The 17,264-nt window shown below is 63.6% G+C and carries 16 protein-coding genes and 1 pseudogene; 10 read left to right on the top strand and 7 right to left on the bottom strand.

Annotated features, from left to right (window positions below):
• The first annotated feature begins 73 nt into the window (after window positions 1–73).
• The 4 genes from ligA (at window position 74) to LB558_RS13080 (ending at window position 4,157) form a co-directional block, all read left to right on the top strand.
• On the top strand, window positions 74–2,278 hold the full coding sequence (ligA, locus tag LB558_RS13095) for an NAD-dependent DNA ligase LigA (protein ID WP_224697925.1): 2,205 nt from the start codon (window positions 74–76) through the stop codon (window positions 2,276–2,278).
• Complete coding sequence (locus tag LB558_RS13090) at window positions 2,278–2,970, top strand: DUF2461 domain-containing protein (protein WP_224697924.1); 693 nt, start codon at window positions 2,278–2,280, stop codon at window positions 2,968–2,970. Before ligA ends, LB558_RS13090 begins: the two co-directional genes overlap by 1 nt.
• 165 nt (window positions 2,971–3,135) lie before the next feature.
• Window positions 3,136–3,864 (top strand): AzlC family ABC transporter permease, encoded by a 729-nt coding sequence (locus tag LB558_RS13085; RefSeq protein WP_224697923.1) that lies wholly within the window; start codon window positions 3,136–3,138, stop codon window positions 3,862–3,864.
• A complete protein-coding gene (locus LB558_RS13080) occupies window positions 3,861–4,157 on the top strand; it encodes an AzlD family protein (RefSeq protein ID WP_057142891.1) in 297 nt (98 codons plus the stop codon). The genes LB558_RS13085 and LB558_RS13080 overlap by 4 nt, the downstream gene beginning before the upstream one ends.
• Before the next feature lie 74 nt (window positions 4,158–4,231).
• On the opposite strand, the gene LB558_RS13075 is transcribed toward LB558_RS13080, so the two are convergent.
• The 3 genes from LB558_RS13075 to LB558_RS13065 all read right to left on the bottom strand — a co-directional run bounded on the left by LB558_RS13075 (window position 4,232) and on the right by LB558_RS13065 (window position 7,683).
• Window positions 4,232–6,076, bottom strand: coding sequence for an aminopeptidase P family protein (locus LB558_RS13075; RefSeq protein ID WP_224697922.1), 1,845 nt, complete (start codon window positions 6,074–6,076; stop codon window positions 4,232–4,234).
• 145 nt (window positions 6,077–6,221) lie between these two features.
• The gene (locus tag LB558_RS13070; protein ID WP_224697921.1) at window positions 6,222–7,094 is read right to left on the bottom strand and encodes a 50S ribosomal protein L11 methyltransferase; all 873 of its coding nucleotides are present in this window, start codon (window positions 7,092–7,094) and stop codon (window positions 6,222–6,224) included.
• A gap of 10 nt (window positions 7,095–7,104) precedes the next feature.
• A complete protein-coding gene (locus tag LB558_RS13065; protein WP_224697920.1) occupies window positions 7,105–7,683 on the bottom strand; it encodes an SCO family protein in 579 nt (192 codons plus the stop codon).
• Between the two features lie 197 nt (window positions 7,684–7,880).
• On the opposite strand from LB558_RS13065, the gene LB558_RS13060 reads away from it, so the two are divergent.
• The 3 genes from LB558_RS13060 (at window position 7,881) to LB558_RS13050 (ending at window position 9,861) form a co-directional block, all read left to right on the top strand.
• Window positions 7,881–8,390 carry a CreA family protein gene (locus LB558_RS13060; protein ID WP_224698038.1) on the top strand — a complete coding sequence of 170 codons (510 nt, stop codon included), beginning with the start codon at window positions 7,881–7,883 and terminating at the stop codon, window positions 8,388–8,390.
• A gap of 148 nt (window positions 8,391–8,538) precedes the next feature.
• Window positions 8,539–9,180, top strand: a complete 642-nt coding sequence (locus tag LB558_RS13055; RefSeq protein WP_224697919.1) for a DapH/DapD/GlmU-related protein — start codon at window positions 8,539–8,541, stop codon at window positions 9,178–9,180.
• A 255-nt stretch (window positions 9,181–9,435) separates the two neighbouring features.
• Window positions 9,436–9,861, top strand: coding sequence for a low affinity iron permease family protein (locus LB558_RS13050; protein WP_224697918.1), 426 nt, complete (start codon window positions 9,436–9,438; stop codon window positions 9,859–9,861).
• A 3-nt stretch (window positions 9,862–9,864) separates the two neighbouring features.
• Here LB558_RS13050 and LB558_RS13045 read toward each other — a convergent pair whose 3' ends face one another.
• Window positions 9,865–10,731, bottom strand: a complete 867-nt coding sequence (locus LB558_RS13045) for an SDR family NAD(P)-dependent oxidoreductase (RefSeq protein ID WP_224697917.1) — start codon at window positions 10,729–10,731, stop codon at window positions 9,865–9,867.
• 188 nt (window positions 10,732–10,919) lie between these two features.
• Here LB558_RS13045 and LB558_RS13040 point away from each other — a divergent pair, with 188 nt between their 5' ends.
• Window positions 10,920–11,201, top strand: coding sequence for a hypothetical protein (locus tag LB558_RS13040; protein WP_023813121.1), 282 nt, complete (start codon window positions 10,920–10,922; stop codon window positions 11,199–11,201).
• A gap of 51 nt (window positions 11,202–11,252) precedes the next feature.
• Here the strand turns inward: LB558_RS13040 and LB558_RS13035 are convergent, their stop codons facing one another.
• Entirely contained in the window at window positions 11,253–11,828 is a 576-nt protein-coding gene (locus LB558_RS13035) for a TMEM175 family protein (protein ID WP_224697916.1), read from the bottom strand.
• A gap of 240 nt (window positions 11,829–12,068) precedes the next feature.
• On the opposite strand from LB558_RS13035, the gene LB558_RS13030 reads away from it, so the two are divergent.
• Window positions 12,069–12,470 carry an SH3 domain-containing protein gene (locus tag LB558_RS13030; RefSeq protein WP_224697915.1) on the top strand — a complete coding sequence of 134 codons (402 nt, stop codon included), beginning with the start codon at window positions 12,069–12,071 and terminating at the stop codon, window positions 12,468–12,470.
• A gap of 184 nt (window positions 12,471–12,654) precedes the next feature.
• Window positions 12,655–13,865, top strand: a pseudogene (locus LB558_RS13020) (MFS transporter).
• Window positions 13,866–13,898: 33 nt separating this feature from the next.
• Here the strand turns inward: LB558_RS13020 and LB558_RS13015 are convergent.
• Entirely contained in the window at window positions 13,899–15,371 is a 1,473-nt protein-coding gene (locus LB558_RS13015) for an MATE family efflux transporter (RefSeq protein ID WP_412033464.1), read from the bottom strand.
• A gap of 168 nt (window positions 15,372–15,539) precedes the next feature.
• On the bottom strand, window positions 15,540–17,015 hold the full coding sequence (locus LB558_RS13010; RefSeq protein ID WP_224697912.1) for an esterase-like activity of phytase family protein: 1,476 nt from the start codon (window positions 17,013–17,015) through the stop codon (window positions 15,540–15,542).
• Window positions 17,016–17,264 lie beyond the last annotated feature (249 nt).

Genomic DNA, 17,264 nt, shown 5'->3' with positions numbered 1-17,264 from the left:
ATCCTGCTGTTCAGGAATGATTTTCCCAAAATCCTGATCTATTGTGTAGCGCCACCGTTCGGGGAAGAAAAGCATGTCCGAGAAACCCGTTGATGCTCTGACCGAAAGCGAGGCCGAAGCCGAGCTGAAGCGGCTGGCAGAAGAGATCGCCGAGCACGACCGGCGCTACCATACCGAAGATGCGCCTATTATCACCGATGCGGAATATGATGCGCTGGCGCGGCGCAACCTTGCCATCGAGGAGCGCTTTCCGGCGCTGGTGCGCGAGGATTCGCCATCGCTCAGGGTCGGAGCAGCACCTGCGGAGGGCTTTACCAAGGTGCGCCATGCCGTACCGATGCTCAGCCTTGCCAAGGCCTATACCGACGATGACGTCACGGATTTTATCGAACGCGGGCGTCGGTTCTTCGATCGCGACAAGGAGCTCGATATCGCGTTCACGGCCGAGCCGAAGATCGACGGGCTGTCGGCTTCGCTGCGTTACGAAAACGGTGTGTTCGTGCAGGGCGCAACGCGTGGCAATGGCGCCGTCGGTGAAGACATCACCGCCAATTTGAAGACCATCGCCGACATCCCTGCGAAGTTGAAAGGCTCGGGCTGGCCCGAAACCATCGAGATCCGCGGCGAGGTCTATATGACCTATGCGGAATTCGAGGCGCTGAAGCAACGCTCGGCAGCAGTGGGCGGCCAGGACTATGTCAATCCGCGCAATACGGCGGCCGGGTCGCTGCGCCAGAAGGATCCGTCCGTCACCGCCAGCCGAAACCTCAAATTCTTCGCCTATGCCTGGGGTTACACGACGGCGGATCCCGCTCCGACCCAATATGATTCGGTGCAGAAATTTGCCGAGTGGGGGTTCAAGATCAGTCCCCTGATGGTGCGGGCGAAATCGGCCGAGGAGTTGATCGCCCATTATCATCGGATCGAGGAGCAGCGCTCGGCGCTCGGCTACGATATCGACGGCGTCGTCTACAAGGTCGACCAGCTGGAGTTGCAGCGCCGATGGGGTTTCGTCACCGGCGAACCGCGCTGGGCGGTCGCGCATAAATTTCCGGCCGAACAGGCAATGACGACCGTGCAGAAGATCGACATCCAGGTCGGCCGTACCGGTACGCTGGCGCCGGTTGCGCGGCTGGCGCCGGTCACTGTCGGCGGCGTCGTGGTCGAGAACGTCACGCTTCACAATGAGGACTATATCAAGGGCATGGACAGCACCGGCCAGCCGATCCGCGACGGCATCGACGTGCGCATCGGCGATACGGTGGTGATCCAGCGGGCAGGCGATGTCATTCCGCAGATCGTCAGCGTCGTCATCGACAAGCGGCCTGCTGATGCGGTGCCCTACGAGTTCCCGCATACTTGCCCAATCTGCGGCTCGCCGGCGACGCGCGAGATCAACGAGAAGACCGGCAAGGAGGATTCGCGCCGGCGCTGCACCGGCGAACTGATCTGCCCCGCGCAAGCGGTGGAGGGATTGCGCCACTTCGTGTCACGCGGCGCCCTGGACATCGAAGGGCTCGGCGCGGAGAACATAGACACCTTCTTCAATGCGGGATTGATCAAGACCGCCGCCGATATCTTCACACTTAGGGACCGCCGTCCGGCTGTCACCAGGGCGCTGGCCGAGCGCCGTGAGGAGCAGGCAAGGCAGCGCGAGGCCGCATCGGGCAAGACGCGCAAGAATGTGCGCAGCGTAGAGGATCGCAACTATGAGGGTCTCGACAAGCTGTTCGCGGCCATCGACTCGCGCCGCGAGCCGGAGCTCGACCGCTTCATCTTGGCGCTCGGCATCCGCCATATCGGCGAAACGACGGCCGCCGTGCTTGCCCGCACCTTCTCGACCATCGAGGAGCTGATCCGCGTCGGCAAGGAGACAGCGGCAGCGGAGGATCCACACACGGTTTTCCCCTCGGTCAACGGCATCGGCGATACCGTGATCGAAGCTTTGCGCGACTTCTTCGGCAACGAGCGCAATGACGACGTGCTTGATGCGTTGCTCCGCCAAGTCAAGCCGAAGCCGTATATTGTCAACGTCTCGGCCGACAGCGAGGTCGCCGGCAAGACGGTCGTGTTCACGGGTTCGCTGGAGAAGATGACACGCTCCGAAGCCAAGGCGATGGCGGAGCGCCTCGGCGCCAAGGTCGCGGGCTCGGTCTCGGCGAAGACGGATCTGGTGGTCGCCGGGCCGGGTGCCGGCTCCAAGCTCAAGCTCGCCAGCGAACTCGGCATCGAGGTGATCGACGAGGATGCCTGGCTGGCGCGGATCGGCAAGGCCTGATGGACGGCGCATTCAAAGGGTTCGGCCCAAAAGCCATTCCGTTCCTCAAGGCGCTGGACTTCCACCAGAGCCGGGAGTGGTTTTTGGAGAACCGTGACCTGTTCGAACAGGAATTGCGCGATCCGCTCAGTGATCTCGTGGACACGCTCACCGAACGCTTCCAAGAGGCCGGACTCGGCCTGCGCGGCGATCGCAAGAAGTCGCTGTTTCGCATCAATCGCGACGTGCGCTTCGCCAAGGACAAGCGGCCCTACAACAGGCATTTGTCGGCCATCCTGTCGCCCGACGGCACCAAGATGGAGCAGGGCGTGTTCTACGTGCATATCGGGCTTGAGCGCTGCTTTGCCGACATTGCTTGGTGGCAGCCGGAGCCGGCGCTGCTGCTTGCGATGCGCAAAGCCATCGCGACGAAGCCGGACAGGTTTCGCGCCCTGGTGGCGACGTTGAAGAAGAACCGCCTTGAACTCGAGAGCGAAGGCCGGATGAAGCGTACGCCACGCGGCTTCGAGGAAGTCAGCGATCCCGATCTGGTCGCCGCCATCCGCCACCGGCATTTCTATGTCCAGCATGTCATCGATCCGGCCGGGATCCATACGGCTGATCTGGTCGACGAACTCGTCGATTTCACCTTGCGCGCCAAGCCGCTGCTCGACTGGGGCAGGGCTATCGAGGGCAAGATCCCGAAGGAATAAGCCTCTAACTCAGCCGATCCAGCGATCATTTCCGCTGATCGTTTGGCTCAAGCGAATTCGTGTGACACGGCGAGGCGCGCCACCTACATACCGCGCTCCCTTGTTGTTGTGCATGTCGTTGTCCCCCGCTACGCACTTTTGGGCGACATGCATCAGGAGTGGTCGATGGCGACGGACGCAATTTCCGAGAGCGGCGATAGAAGCGATTTCTGGCAGGGCGTGCGGTTGTCGATGCCTGTGGTGGTGGCGTCGGCGCCGTTTGCGGTGCTGTTCGGCGCGCTCGCCGTCGACAATGGTTTCTCGGTCCTGGAAGCCTTCCTGATGAGCGCGCTGGTCTATGGCGGCGCCAGCCAGATGGTCGGCATCCAGCTGTTCGGCCAGCATGTGGCGCCGTGGCTGATCGTGCTGTCGATCTTCGCCGTCAATTTCCGCCACGTGCTCTATTCCGCCGGCATCGGCCGGCGCATCGCGCACTGGCCCGTCATCCAGCAGGCACTTGGTTATTTCATCCTCACCGATCCGCAATTCGCGGTGGCCGAAGCGCGCGCGCAATCGGGCCAGACGGTCGGCTTTGCCTGGTATCTGGGACTGGGCTTGCCGGTCTATCTGTTCTGGATCGCCGAAAGCGCGCTTGGCGCGTTGTTCGGCAAGCTGATCCCCGACACGCATGCGCTCGGCATCGATTTCCTGCTGCCGATCTATTTCCTCGGTCTCGTGCTGGGCTTCCGCAAGCGGCCGCTGTGGCTGCCGGTGGTCATTGCCAGCGCTGCCGCCTCGATCATCGCGTACAAGACCGTGGGCTCGCCCTGGCATGTCTCGATTGGCGCTGTTGCCGGTGTGCTGCTTGCGGTCATCCTGCCTCCCCATCACAGCGGCGTAAAGGCACGGCCATGAGCACGACCTTCTGGATCATCATCGCCGGTGCGATCGCGACCTATCTGACGCGCATCGGCGGGCATCTGGTCATCTCCCGCTTCGACACCATCCATCCGCGCGTCGAGGCGGGCCTCAATGCCGTGCCGGCCGCGGTGCTGACGACGCTGGTGGCGCCCGAGCTGTTGAATGCCGGGCCGGCGGAGTGGGCCGCACTGGTGGTCACCGCCGTGGTTTCGCTGCGCGGTGGGTTGATGGCGATGTTTCTGGCGGGGGCTGCGGTGTTGATCTTGGCGCGGCAGTTCGTCGGATAGCTTCTCCCCAGGGAGATTTGCGAAGGTCGCGAAACTGCCAATCTCCCCCACGAGGGGGAGATGGCAGCTTCACCTCAAATCTTGGCGTCATGCGGCAGCGGGGCGGTGGCCTTTTCCAGCCAGGCCAGCGTCTCGCCATCGAGCATCGGGCCGATCTCAGCCAGCACGCGCGCATGGTACGAGTCCAGCCAGTGCAACTCGTCACGCGTCAGAAGGTCCGACTGCACCAGTCTGGTATCGATCGGCGCCAGCGTCAGCGTCTCGAAGCCGTGCATGGCGATATCGCCGCCCTCGATCTCTAGCGCCGGCGTCACCAGGATCAGGTTCTCGATGCGGATGCCGTAGGCGCCTTCCTTGTAGTAGCCCGGCTCGTTGGACAGCATCATGCCTTCGAGCAGCTTTTCGGTGCCGGTGCGGGCAATGCGCTGCGGGCCTTCATGCACGGCCAGATACGAGCCGACGCCATGGCCGGTGCCGTGGGCGAAGTCGCAACCGTGCTTCCACAGCGCCACGCGCGCGACGGCATCGATCTCGGAGCCGCGTGTGCCGGCGGGGAAGCGCAGCGTGGAAATACCGATCATGCCTTTCAGCACCAGGGTGAACCGTTCGCGCATCTCCTGCGTCGGCTGGCCGATCGGCACGGTGCGCGTGATGTCGGTGGTGCCGTCCTGATACTGCGCACCGGAATCGAGCAGGAACAGCTCGCCGGCCTGCAGCTTGCGGCTGGTGGCGCGCGACACGCGGTAATGCATGATGGCGCCGTTCGGGCCGGCGCCGGAAATGGTGTCGAAGGAGACGTCGCGCAGTGGCATCTGCGTTTCCTCGCCGGTCTGCCGCCGCGACTCCTCCAGCCGGGTGACGACCGATATCTCGTCGAGCGAGCCGGGCTTTTGCCGCTCCAGCCAGCACAGAAGCTTCGCCACGGCCGCACCGTCACGGCGATGCGCGGCGCGCGAGCCGTTGATCTCGGCCTGGTTCTTGGTGGCGCGCGGGATGCGGGCGGGGTCTGCTGCTGCAATGACGGCGCCGCCATTGGCCTCGACCAGCATGCGCAGCCTGTCGGCCGCCAGCACCGGGTCAAGCGCGATTTTCGAGCCACTCTTGGCAAGCGCTGTGATCGCCGCTTCAAATTCGCCGGGCTCATGCGGCTCGGCGAGCTGGGTGAGGTAGGCGGCGACCTGGCGCGAGAATTTGCGCTTATCCATGAAAAGCTGGTGCGACCCATCGGCAGCGAGGATGGCGAAGCCGAGCGCCAGCGGCGTGTGCGGCACGTCGCCGCCACGGATGTTGAAGGCCCAGGCGATGGAGGAGGGGTCGGTCAGCACGGCATGGGTGGCGCCATCCTTGGCGATCGCTGCCGCCAGCCGCGCCAGCTTGTCCTTGGCGAGTTCGCCGGCAAAGCCGATCGGGTGAAGCTCGACGGGAGCCACCGGCGCGTCGGGCTGATCCTTCCAGATGATGTCGATCGGGTTGTTATCGAGCGGCACCAGCACGGCGCCGTTCTTGTCGACTGAGGCCTGCAGCGCCTTGACCTCGCCGATCGTGTGCAGCCACGGATCGAAGCCGAGCCGTGCGCCCTTGCCAAGATTGTCTTTCAGCCAGACAGCCGGGGGATTGTCGACCAGGCTTTCGATCGAAAAGACGTCGAGATCGACCTCGCCGCGCACCTGCAGCGTGTAGCGCCCGTCGACAAAGACGATGGCGCGGTCGCGCAGGACGATGGCGACACCGGCCGAGCCGCTGAAGCCTGTCAGCCATTTCAGCCGCGCCGAACGATCGGCGACATATTCCCCCTGGTGCTCGTCGGCACGCGGCACGATGAAGCCGTCCAGCCCGTTGGCGTCAAGCCATTGGCGCAGCAGCGCCACGCGCGGTTTACCGACGGCCGGGTCGCCTGCGGAATCGAAGGTCTGGAACATGGTGGGCCTCCTGCAGTCAGCGCAACGTAGCTTACGGTCGCGGAAATCGGAATCGATTTCCGGCAGGGCGCAACCTGCTACAGCATCGCTTGACTGACAACCGGCGGACCTTGGTCCAAGCTGGGTCATTGCCGGCCTGTCTGCCTCAATGCTTGAGGTGGATCGTCACCCAGCCCTCGCGATGCAAGGTTCTGATATGGCGGAAGTTCTGGCCGACATAGGCCGCGACGACGGGGTCGCGCTGGCGCTCGAGGATGCCTGACAGCACGATCGAGCCGCCGAGCGCGATGTGACCGGCCATTTGCGGCGCCAGCCGCATCAGCGGCCGCGCCAATATGTTGGCGACGATCAGATCGAAGGGCGCGCGCTTGCCGAAGATCGGATGGTGAAAGCCAGGCGCGGTTGCTGTTTCCACCAGTGCCTTGACGTGGTTGAGCCGCGCATTGGCGGCAGCCACCCGCACCGCCACCGGATCGATGTCGGTCGCCAACACCGGAATATGCGCCAGCTTGGCGACGGCAATCGCCAGTACCGCACTGCCGGTGCCGAGGTCGAGCGCATTGCGCGGGTGTTCGCGCCGAACCACTCTTTCCAGCATTTCCAGGCAGCCGGCTGTGGTGCCGTGGTGACCGGTGCCGAAAGCGAGGCCGGCCTCGATCTCGATGGCGAGTTCGCCGCTGTGGCGTTTCCTGCGGTCATGCGCGCCGTGGACGAAGAAACGTCCGGCACGCACCGGCTTCAACTCTTCCAGCGAATGTGCCACCCAGTCGATGTCGGGCAGGGCCTCGCGCTCGATCGGCTTCGACAGGGAAAGCCCGGCAAGAATGTCCTTCAAGCGGGTCTCGACCATGTCGACGTCGCCATCGGTATAGAGCGACACTTCGTGGATGTCCTTGTCCTCGTCGACCTCCCGCAGGGCGATCGGCAGGCCTTCTTCTTCGAAGGCCGCCTCGAGCGCCGCGAAAATGCTGATGGACTCGATCTTTCCGGTGGTGAAGTAGAGGCGCGTCTGGGTCATGAAATGGTGATCAGCCTTTCGCCGCCAGCCGCTTCAGCTTGGCGATGGCCGTATCGGCGCTTTCGCCATAGGCGATGGTGCCGGCAAAGTCGCCCTTGGCGTTGAGCAACAGCACCGAGGCGGTGTGGTCCATCGTATAGTCGCCATCGCCGGTGTCGACCTTCTTCCAGTAGATGCCGAACGACTTGGCCATGGCATGGACCTTGTCTGGAGTGCCCGTGATGCCGACGATGCGGTCGGAGAAATTGCTGACATAGGCGTTCATCACTTCCGGCGTGTCGCGCTCGGGATCGACCGAGACGAAATAGGCATGCAGGTTCTTGCCGTCGTCGCCGAGCGTCTTCAGCCAGCCGGCCAGTTCGAACAGCGTGGTCGGGCAGACCTCGGGGCAATGGGTGAAGCCGAAGAAGACGACGCTGGGCTGGCCCCGGAAGGCAGCTTCGGTGATCGGCGTGCCTTTCTGGTCGACCAGGGTGAAGGCGGCACCGAAGGGCTCGCCGCCATAGTGGCCGCGGTACCAGTCGAAGGTCAGCCAGCCGATGCCGGCCGCCATCAGGACGAGAATGCCGACCAGGATAGAACGCATCATCAGAAAAGCCCGTCCGCAGAAATCGCCGCGCCGGCTCAATGCCGCGCCTGTGCGACAGTCTTAGCGGTTCGGCCCCGCACAGGCAAAGTGCCGCGTTGCCGCAACCGCAGTGATGTCGACCTATCTGCTTGCAAAGCCGGGCTGCTCGCCCCACCTGTGGCCGGCAACTCGAACCGCAGGAGGCTCTTTTGCCACGAATGATTGGGCACGGATTGATTGGGCGAAAACTGATCGGCGGCGCCTTGGCCGCCTGCGTTATCCTTGGCGCCGGGGCCGCCGTGGCCGATGAAGTCGGCAAGGTCGGCGTCGATTGGCTTGGCAACGACATCATCGTCGAGGCGATCAAGGACCCCAAGGTGGAGGGCGTGACCTGCCATGTCTCCTATTTCGATCGCGGCATCATCGATCGCCTGCACAAGGGCAACTGGTTCGAGGATCCGTCCGATTCGTCGATCTCCTGCCGCCAGACCGGTGCGATCACCATCGGTGACATCGACATGAGCGAGGGCGGCGAGGAAGTGTTCAAGCAAGGCATCAGCCTGATCTGGAAGAAGCAGGTGGTGAATCGCATCTACGACAAGGCCAACGAGACGCTGATCTATCTCTCGCATTCGCGCCAGGTGCAGAACGGCTCGGCCAAAATGTCGGTCACCACCGTGCCGCTCTACGGCCAGAACGTGGTGTGGAGCAAAGGCAAGCCGCAATAGGGGGCCGCACTCCTTCGCGGGGGCCGGTATCACGGACGATTGGTCCCGCTTGCGGGACCAATCGCTCGGGCGAAGCCTTGCTGGGGAACGATCGGACGGACGATTGGCCCCGCTTGCGGGACCAATCGCCTAGGGGTAAAGCCGCCGCATGGACCGTTCCGAAAATCTCGTCCCGAAAGACCCCGAGCCGCGCATCCATCCGACCGCGGAACTGAAGGCGTGCAAGCTCGGCCGCTATGCCTCGATCGGCGAGCGGGTGGTGCTGCGCGAGGTGAATGTCGGCGACTTCTCCTATTTCGAACGCCATTCGGAAGCGATCTACACGACGATCGGCAAATTCTGCTCGATCGCCGCCAACAGCCGCATCAATGCGCTGGAGCATCCCATAGAGCGGCTGACACAGCACAAGCTCAGCTACCGGCCGAACGAGTATTTTCGCTGGCTGGGCGTCGATGCCGCTTTCCGCGAGCGGCGGCAAGCGAAAGCCGTGACCATCGGCCATGATGTCTGGATCGGCCACGGCGCGGTGATCATGCCCGGGATCACCATCGGCAATGGCGCGGTGGTTGGCGCCAACGCAGTGGTGACGCGTGATGTGCCGCCCTACACGATCGTCGCCGGCGTGCCGGCGAAGGCTCTCCGGCCACGCTTCGCTGCGGATATCGCGGCGCGTATCGAAACTCTCGCCTGGTGGGACTGGCCGGTCGAAAAGCTCGCCAGAGCGGTTCCCGACATGCAGGCAATGCCGATCGAAGCGTTCCTCGATCGCTGGGAAAACGACGCCGTCTGAGCTCTGCAAACAGGAAACCCCTTCCGCCATGCGGGGGTGGCGCGGCGGAAGGGGCTGGAGGTAAACCGCTGTGAAGCGGAAGGAACAGGCACTCTTGCCTGCAGGATTACTGTGGCATTGAACCCATAAGGTGTGTTTTTTGCCTTATTCTCCTTATGAGTGCATTCGATTGCACTTACCTATTCGTTTGCATCGGGAACCTGAAACGGTCGGTGGTTGTTTCTCATCGCGCCGCAGCGTTGAGGATTTCGATTGATGGAAAAGCATTTCACCAAGGTCGCCAACTGGGTCGCCCGCATAGCCGGCCTGCCGCCGACATTCGCCGTCTGTTGCCTGATCGTCATCGTCTGGGCGGTGAGCGGTCCGTTGTTCGGCTTCTCGGACACCTGGCAACTCGTCATCAACACGGGCACGACCATCATCACCTTCCTGATGGTCTTCCTGATCCAGAACACTCAGAACCGCGACGGCGCGGCGATCCAGGCCAAGCTCGACGAACTGATCCGGGTCGGCAAGGGCCACAACCACTTCATCGGCATTGAGCATCTGACCGAATCCGAAGTCGAGGAAATCCGCGCCAAATGCGAGCGTGCGGCAAAGCGGCATGACGAACAGATCGCCGACATGGCAGCGAAGAAGGTTGTGACGAGGAAGCGCGGGTCGAAAAAGCAGGCGGCCTGAAGATCAGTCCTTCATGAACGCCGCGAAACTGTCCTTGTGGTCCGGATGCCAGCGCGACAGGGCTGGGCGGTTCTCGATGATGTCGCCGATCGCCCAGGCCATGCGCTTTTCATCCAGCGGGCGGGCCGCCTCATTGTCCGGGCACAGGATGTAGAAATCGCCTTTGGTCAGGGATTCCAGCATGAAATCCACAACCTGTTCGCCGGTCCAGGCGCCGGCCGGTTTTTCCGTCGCGCCCTCGGTCAGGCCGGTAAAGGTGAAGCCGGGGATCAGCAGATGGGCAGCGACATGGGCGCCGGGTTCGTTGCGCAACGCATGCGCCAGGCCTTCGGTGAAGGTTTTCACCCCTGCCTTGGAGACATTGTAGGCAAGATTGCCGGGCGGCGTGGTGATGCCTTGCTTGGAGCCGGTGTTGACGATCAGACCCGGCCTGGCCGAGGCCAGCATGCGCGGCGCGAAGGCCTCCACGCCATGCACGACACCCCAGAAATTGATGTCCAGCAGCCGTTTCCAGGCATCGCGGTTTTCCCATGGCTTTCCGGGATTGTCGCCGACGCCGGCATTGTTCATCAGCAGCGACACGCCGTCGAAGGCGCCGAACGCCCTCTCGGCGAGGCGGTCCACCTCATCCGCCTTCGAAACGTCGACGGCGACGGCAAGCACGGCATCGTCGCCGGCAATCGCAGAAACGGCGCGCGAGGCGTCGTCAAGCCGCGCGCCGGCAATGTCGGCCAGCACGATCTTCATGTCCATCAGTGCAAGCCGCTTGGCGGCCGCCAGACCGATGCCGCTGGCGGCGCCGGTGATCACGGCGGCATTGCCTGGGGCAAGCGCGGGCAGGGCGGTCTGGATCTCGGCGTCGGTGATCATGGGCGATGGGTTCCTTGTTCGATGGCGCCGAACTTAGCGCCGGAACCGGCCGGTGCAAGCCTCTGCTCGCCTTGTCGGGTTGACCAGTTCGGTCGAGGCTGCGCATGTTGCCCTTTGCCTCCGCAAAAAGAGATTTTGCCCTGGGCACAAAACAACTTTGGCCCTGGGGGCAAACGGAGATTTCCTGATTGACGGACTGGGTTGCAATTCTGAAGGAACAGACCGCCATTGGCGACCAGATGGGCCGCGAGGTGCCGCAGATGCTGGCCAATCCCGACATCAGCGAAACGCAGGTGAAGACGCTCTTTTCCGCCCTGGAGAAACAAGCCGAGTTCGTCGAGAAACTGCGCATGGCGCTGGAAAAGTTCGGCCATGATTTCTCGATCATCAAGGCCGCGGAACGGCTGGAGGAGCGCTATGCCGACCTCGCCGCATCGGTGGCGGAAAAACTGAAAGCGATGCGGAAGTAGGGCACCCGGGAAAGCCGTGTAGCGCTTTCCGTTGAAAATGCGTGAAAACAGCTACTTTTCGATCACCCGCGCAAAGCGCGTATCCGGTACGAGCCATATCATCGCGACCAGCACATAGAGCGCGACGCCGATCCACTGGCTGACGAAGGTCAGCACGACGGCTGCGATGTAGACAGCCAGCGAGAGCTTCCCCTTGCGGTCAGTACCCAGCGCCTTCGCAAAGGCGGTATCATTGCCGTGCAGGCGATGCAGCGCGGCGGCGAGTATGGTGTAGGCGATGGCGCATAGCGCGAGGTCGGTGCCATAGACCGCGACCGGCACCGGCGCAAAGTGGTTCTCGCCCATGAAGGCTGTCGTCACCGGCATCAGCGACAGCCAGAACAGCAGATTGAGGTTCGCCCACAGCACGCGCCCGTCGACCCGCTGCACGGCGTGGAACATGTTGTGCAGGTTGTTCCAGTAGATGCCGACATTGATGAAGGACAGCACGTAGCAGAAGAAGATCGGCCACAACGGCGCCAAGGCGGAGAAATCCTCGCCATGCGGCACTTTCAACTCAAGCACCATGATGGTGATGATGATAGCCACGACGCCATCTGTGAATGCCTCGACCCTGCCTTTGCCCATGGATCACACCTTTGCCCGCGATGAATTGTCGAAAGAGAGTAAACGCTAGCGGATGTTGAGGAGCCAATAAATGGCAACCGGGAAATTCCTCAACCATGTCCAAAGAAAATCCGGCATCAGTCCCGCTGGTCAGGACGGTTACGGCCGCCCACCTGTTGACTTTTTCTGGCTTGGCCACTCCTCTCGCAGGGCAGTCTTGGCCGAAGCAGATGAACGGCCGGATTCGAATGGAGGGGACTGATGAGATTTCGTTTTCTGCTTGTGGTCGCGACCATCCTGGCCGCGGTCTTCGGGACGTCCGCCGCGGCCTTCGCCTACAGCGCCCACACGTCGACCAACCTCAACGTCCGTAGCGGGCCGGGAGCGGGATACGCCAGGGTGGGAACGCTGCCCGCCGGCCTCAGGGTCAATGTCACCGGCTGCCAGCCGGGCTGGTGTAGAATCCATGGCGGCGGCGTGAGCGGCTGGGCCAGCGCCGGTTATCTCGAACGCTCCCAGATCGTTCGCCCGCCAATCATCATCGTGCGTCCGCCGCATCGGCCGCCACACTGGCACAAGCCGCACCGTCCTCCGCACCATCGGCCGCCGCACAGGCCGCGTCCCGGCAAGTGCAAGATCGCGCCCGGCTTTCCTTGCAGGTGAGGCCGACCGGTTGAGCGATAGATGACGGACCGGAGCCGCTGGCCCCGATCCGAGCCTGTTCAGCCGGCGGATATCCCGCTCGAGCAATGTCCACCGTGCTGTCAGGAGCCTGCCTGTCGGCTGGAACGTCGTGGATGAAACCGCGTTAAATCCTCGATCCCCGAAATTGGTGACGAGGTTGGCCATGGCCATTCGCGATTTTGCTCATACGCATGAAGGGGCAGGTGGCGATGCCCTTGCAATCCCCACGGTCGCCGCGATGATTGCGGTGCTGTTTGCCGGCAGCACGGTGCTGACGCCGCTCTATATCGTGTACAAGCAGCAATTCGGCTTTTCACAAATCACCCTGACGTTGATTTACGCCGTGTATGTCGTCGGCAATCTGGCGGCATTGCTGATGTTCGGCGGGGTGTCCGATGTTGTCGGGCGCCGGCCCGCGAGCCTGGCGGCCATGCTTGTCGCCATCGTCAGTGCGCTTGTCTTCCTGTTTGCCGGAAACGTCGCCTCGCTCGACGTCGCCCGCATCCGAGCGGGCTTGGCATCGGCGTCGGCGCGGGGACCGGAACCGCGTGGATTGCCGAGCTTCTTCCCGGCGCCGACAAGTCGCGCGCCAGTGTGATTGCCACCGGCACCAATTTCCTCGGCCTCGGTTTTGGCGCCTTGATTTCAGGCCTTCTGGCTGAATATGAGCCATGGCCGTTGCGGCTGATCTTCATCGTCTATCTGGCAGCACTTCTGGTGGTAACGATCCTGGTCTGGCGCACGCGCGAAACGGTGGCGAAGCCGGGCGGCCTCGGGCGGTTTTCCTTGCGGCCGCAACTTTCCGTCCCGGAGGAAATCCGTGCGCGCTTCGTCGCGCCGGCGGTGACCGGCTTCGGCGCGATGGCGCTGGTCGGGTTCTACGCCGCGTTGGCGCCGAGTATCCTGGCGCAGCAGCTGCATGAGGCCAACCATGCCGTCGCCGGCGCGCTGTTCTTCGAACTGGCGATCGTCACCGCGATCAGCATTGTCGTTCTGATGCACATGAAGAGCAACAAAGCGATGCTGGCTGCGCTGGCATTGATGATCCCAAGCGTCTTGTTGGTGGTGGCGGCGCAGACACTGGCCTCGATGGCACTGCTGGTTGCTGCGACGGCCTGTTGCGGCGTTGCGGCGGCGCTTGGTTACCGTGGCGGGCTGCAAGTGGTGAACGAGATCGCGCCGAAGGATCGTCGCGCCGAAGTGGTGTCCAGCTTCTTCATCTGCTGCTTTGTCGGCAATGCCTTGCCCGTCATCGGCATCGGCATCGTTTCGACCTATGCCAGTCCCATCACTGCCAGCGTGGCGTTCGCCGGCATGATTGTGGCGTTTGCGTTGGTGGCACTGGCTTTTGGGCTGAAACAACACGGGCGTTGAGCCTTGGAGCGGTCCAGCGGAACCGGGTTGGCTTCAACCGTTCGGTGTTTCAGGCGAAAGATGCGCGCGTCCGCGCGGCACGCCAAGACCGGTGTCCGGCGGCTCGCCGGCGGCCGGCCTGTTCTCGATCATGTGCTTGGTGCGCCAGCGGCCGAAACGGTAGTAGGCGGCGGCCAGTATAAGCGAGCTGATCGAACCGGCCGGGAAACTCCACCACAGCGCTTCCTCGCCGATCACGCCTCGCATGAAATAGGCAAAGCCGGTGCGCACGACCAGGACCGAGATCACCAGGATGATCAGCGGCGGCATCACGGCACCCGTGGCACGCACCGTGGCAAACAGCACGATGGTTACGCCGAACAGGATGAACGACCACGAGGCGACATTGTTGATGTGGACGGCGATGTCGATCGCCGCGCTGTCGCTGCTCAGGAACAGGCTCAGCACCGAACGGTCGAAAACCGACAGCACGGCAACCAGCGCGCCGGTCAGGACCAGATTGAAGCCGACGCCGGAGGCGGCGATGCGGCCGATCCGGTCCCAGCGCCCGGCGCCGACATTTTGTGCCGCCATCGAGGACACCGCGGCGCCGATGGCGAGCGCCGGCATCTGGATGTAGGTCCACAGCTGGGCGGCGATGCCGTAGGCGGCGGCGACCTGTGAGCCGTAGGAATTGACGATGCCCATCACCGTCAGTGCCGCCGCCGAAATGACGATCATCTGCAGGCCCATAGGCACGCCCTTGAAAACGACGATGCGAAGCAAGGTGGGATCGGGCCGCAGCAGAGCGAGGTTGGCGCCGGCCAGCCGCAGCGGATGCTTGCGCACGTAGAGCACGATCAGGATGGCGATCACGCTGACCGTCTGGCCGATCAGCGTCGACGTGGCCGATCCGGCGATGCCGAGTTCGGGAAACGGCCCGATGCCGCGGATAAGCACTGGATTGAGCACGATGTCGAGGACGACGGCCAGCGCCATGAAGAGGAAGGGGGTGCGTGAATCGCCGGCACCGCGCAGCACGGTCATGACGAAGGACAGAAGGTTCATCATCGGCACGGCGACGAAGATGATGCGCAGATAGGACCGCGCCAGCGGCAAGGCATCGGCCGGTGTGCCGAGCGTGTTGAGAATGGCGTCGACCCAGATCCAGCCGCAGACTGCGAAGATAACCGAGACGAGGAAGAAGAACGTCGCGCTGGTGCCGACGATGCGGCGCGCCTCGGGCAGGTCGCGGGCACCGACCGACTGGGCCACCAGAATGGTGGCCGCCATGCCGATGCCGAACACAGTGCCGAGGATCAGGAACAGGACGAGGTTGGCGTTGGAGGTGGCGGTCAGCGCCGATTCGCCGAGGAAACGGCCGACCCAGACGGCGTTGATCGAACCATTGAGCGACTGCAGCACGTTGGAGCCGAGCACCGGCAGGGCGAACAGCAAGAGCGTGCGCGGGATCGGGCCGCTGGTCAGGTCCCCGGTGCGCCGGCGCGCGGGCATTTTTTCGTCCATGGCGGGCAGCTCGGCAGATGGTGATTTGGATCCGGTCCCCGATGATATCGCAGGCGGGACCGAGATGCACCCTTGCGAACGCGCCGCACGGCTGAAAGGCCGCTGCCTCGTTCATGCCAGCCGCGCGCCCCAGCGGACGCGCCAAGCGCGCCCGCTTGGCAGTGGTAATTACTTCTTGGCGAGACCCGGCAGCGTGACCTGATAGACCAGGAACATGGTGTCGACATCGGCGCCGTCTTCGGCCTTATAGGGCGCGCCGACCTGAAAACCGTCCTGGGCGAGGAAGTCGTTGTCGTTGGCGACGAACAGGAAGTAGTCGTCGGGCAGCTTCGGATCGAGAACGCTGACCACCGACATCGCCTCCCACTTCTCCGACAGGTTGTTCTTGTCGTTCGGCGCGCCATTGTGCAGGCCGAAGCGGCCGAGTTCGCCCTTGTCGTTGATGTCGATGAACGGCGTCAGCTTGGCTGGCGTCACCGACGGGTCGAGCACGCCCTTGGGCGCCAGCGGCTTGTCGGCGGCATCGAAGGCGCCGCCGGCGATGTCGGTCGCGGCCGAGACGTCGACGACGAGGATCTGGCGCACCAGCGAGGTGTCACCCTTCAGCCCCTGGCCGTTGCCGCTGTCGCGCGCCAGCATCAGGAAGGTCTTGTCGGAGAGCGCCACGATCTCACTCTGCGCGGCGACCTTGGTCTTGCCCTTGGCATCCTTGAACACCGGCAGCGGCACGACATACTCATGCGCCAGCTTGAGATGGCCGAGGTCGGATGCGTCGTAGACCAGGGCGCGGGTGTTCTGGCGCGTTGCGGGCGAATCGCCGCCATCCTGGCGGGGCGCCGACTGCAGCACCGCGATCAGGAACTTGCCGTCCGGCGTCATCGCCATGCCTTCGAGGCCCTGATTGTTCTGGCGGCCGGTGTCGGGATCCTTCGGATCGGGTTCGGCAGCACCTGGGCCTGGATTGTCCGAGGCGAAGTTCGGCGCGCCGTGGCGCATCGGCACCAGCGCAGCCGGTGGCTGGGTCGCCGACGACAGATGGCCGTCGGCGGAGAACCGGTAGATGTTGGGGCCGTATTCGTCGGAGATGAACATGGTGCCGTCGGGCAGCCGTACGATCGCTTCGTTGTCGAGCGCCAGCTTGCCATTGGCTTCGGGCAGGATCGGCATGCCGCCGCTTGCCGCGCGCACGCCGTTGAGCGGATCGAGGCCGGTGGCATCAGCGCCCTTGTCGTCGGTGAGAAGCATGGTGTCGGCGAGAGTCGCCTTGACGCCCGTCTGCTCCTGGCCGGCAGCGGGTGCCGCACCCGGTGCAACCGGGACAAATTCGATGCCAATGGTGTTGAGGCGCGGCCGGTAGTCGGTGGTGCCGACGACATTGTAGCCGCGGTCCGGCAGCAACCAGAGCGAACCCTTGTAGCCGCCGGCGTCACGCGTCCAGCCTGATGTGTCGATCGCCATGCCGGAACCAGAGCCGAACGTCTCGCCGAACTTGTCGCGCTGAGCCGCCGGGATGCGGCCGACGCCGACCAGCCCCTTGTTGACGAGGCCGCCGACGGTCGCGGTGCTGCCGGCGAGCGCCGGCGTCAAGGCGGTGAACAAGGCCAGCGCGACGCCGAGTGACGCGGTTCGATACAGGTGTTTCATGGATAATCCTCTTTGTGACGGATGTGCCGGAGCGGCCGCAGGATGGAAAAATGAAAAAGGTGCGACATCGATGATGCCGCGTGCGTCTCCCCGAACGCGGTCTACGGCGCGAACATGATGCTTGCGTGACAGCGCGCGGTGCATGCCGGCCGTCTTCTTCACGCGCCGATAAAAACGTGTGCCTGGCGGAAACAATTGATCACTCCGTCGGGCCCCGGTCGCCGAGAAGGCGCGCGGCTGTGCCGATAC

Source organism: Mesorhizobium sp. CO1-1-8 (assembly GCF_020164875.1).
Taxonomy (GTDB): domain Bacteria; phylum Pseudomonadota; class Alphaproteobacteria; order Rhizobiales; family Rhizobiaceae; genus Mesorhizobium.
This window is presented reverse-complemented; position numbering and strand designations above follow the sequence as displayed.

What these genes read in the sequence shown, in the direction of transcription:
- ligA (WP_224697925.1), top strand. Translation starts at nt 74, where the DNA reads ATGTCCGAGAAACCCGTTGATGCTCTGACCGAAAGCGAGGCCGAAGCC.
- LB558_RS13090 (WP_224697924.1), top strand. Translation starts at nt 2,278, where the DNA reads ATGGACGGCGCATTCAAAGGGTTCGGCCCAAAAGCCATTCCGTTCCTC.
- LB558_RS13085 (WP_224697923.1), top strand. Translation starts at nt 3,136, where the DNA reads ATGGCGACGGACGCAATTTCCGAGAGCGGCGATAGAAGCGATTTCTGG.
- LB558_RS13080 (WP_057142891.1), top strand. Translation starts at nt 3,861, where the DNA reads ATGAGCACGACCTTCTGGATCATCATCGCCGGTGCGATCGCGACCTAT.
- LB558_RS13075 (WP_224697922.1), bottom strand. Translation starts at nt 6,076, where the DNA reads ATGTTCCAGACCTTCGATTCCGCAGGCGACCCGGCCGTCGGTAAACCG.
- LB558_RS13070 (WP_224697921.1), bottom strand. Translation starts at nt 7,094, where the DNA reads ATGACCCAGACGCGCCTCTACTTCACCACCGGAAAGATCGAGTCCATC.
- LB558_RS13065 (WP_224697920.1), bottom strand. Translation starts at nt 7,683, where the DNA reads ATGATGCGTTCTATCCTGGTCGGCATTCTCGTCCTGATGGCGGCCGGC.
- LB558_RS13060 (WP_224698038.1), top strand. Translation starts at nt 7,881, where the DNA reads ATGATTGGGCACGGATTGATTGGGCGAAAACTGATCGGCGGCGCCTTG.
- LB558_RS13055 (WP_224697919.1), top strand. Translation starts at nt 8,539, where the DNA reads ATGGACCGTTCCGAAAATCTCGTCCCGAAAGACCCCGAGCCGCGCATC.
- LB558_RS13050 (WP_224697918.1), top strand. Translation starts at nt 9,436, where the DNA reads ATGGAAAAGCATTTCACCAAGGTCGCCAACTGGGTCGCCCGCATAGCC.
- LB558_RS13045 (WP_224697917.1), bottom strand. Translation starts at nt 10,731, where the DNA reads ATGATCACCGACGCCGAGATCCAGACCGCCCTGCCCGCGCTTGCCCCA.
- LB558_RS13035 (WP_224697916.1), bottom strand. Translation starts at nt 11,828, where the DNA reads ATGGGCAAAGGCAGGGTCGAGGCATTCACAGATGGCGTCGTGGCTATC.
- LB558_RS13030 (WP_224697915.1), top strand. Translation starts at nt 12,069, where the DNA reads ATGAGATTTCGTTTTCTGCTTGTGGTCGCGACCATCCTGGCCGCGGTC.
- LB558_RS13015 (WP_412033464.1), bottom strand. Translation starts at nt 15,371, where the DNA reads ATGGACGAAAAAATGCCCGCGCGCCGGCGCACCGGGGACCTGACCAGC.
- LB558_RS13010 (WP_224697912.1), bottom strand. Translation starts at nt 17,015, where the DNA reads ATGAAACACCTGTATCGAACCGCGTCACTCGGCGTCGCGCTGGCCTTG.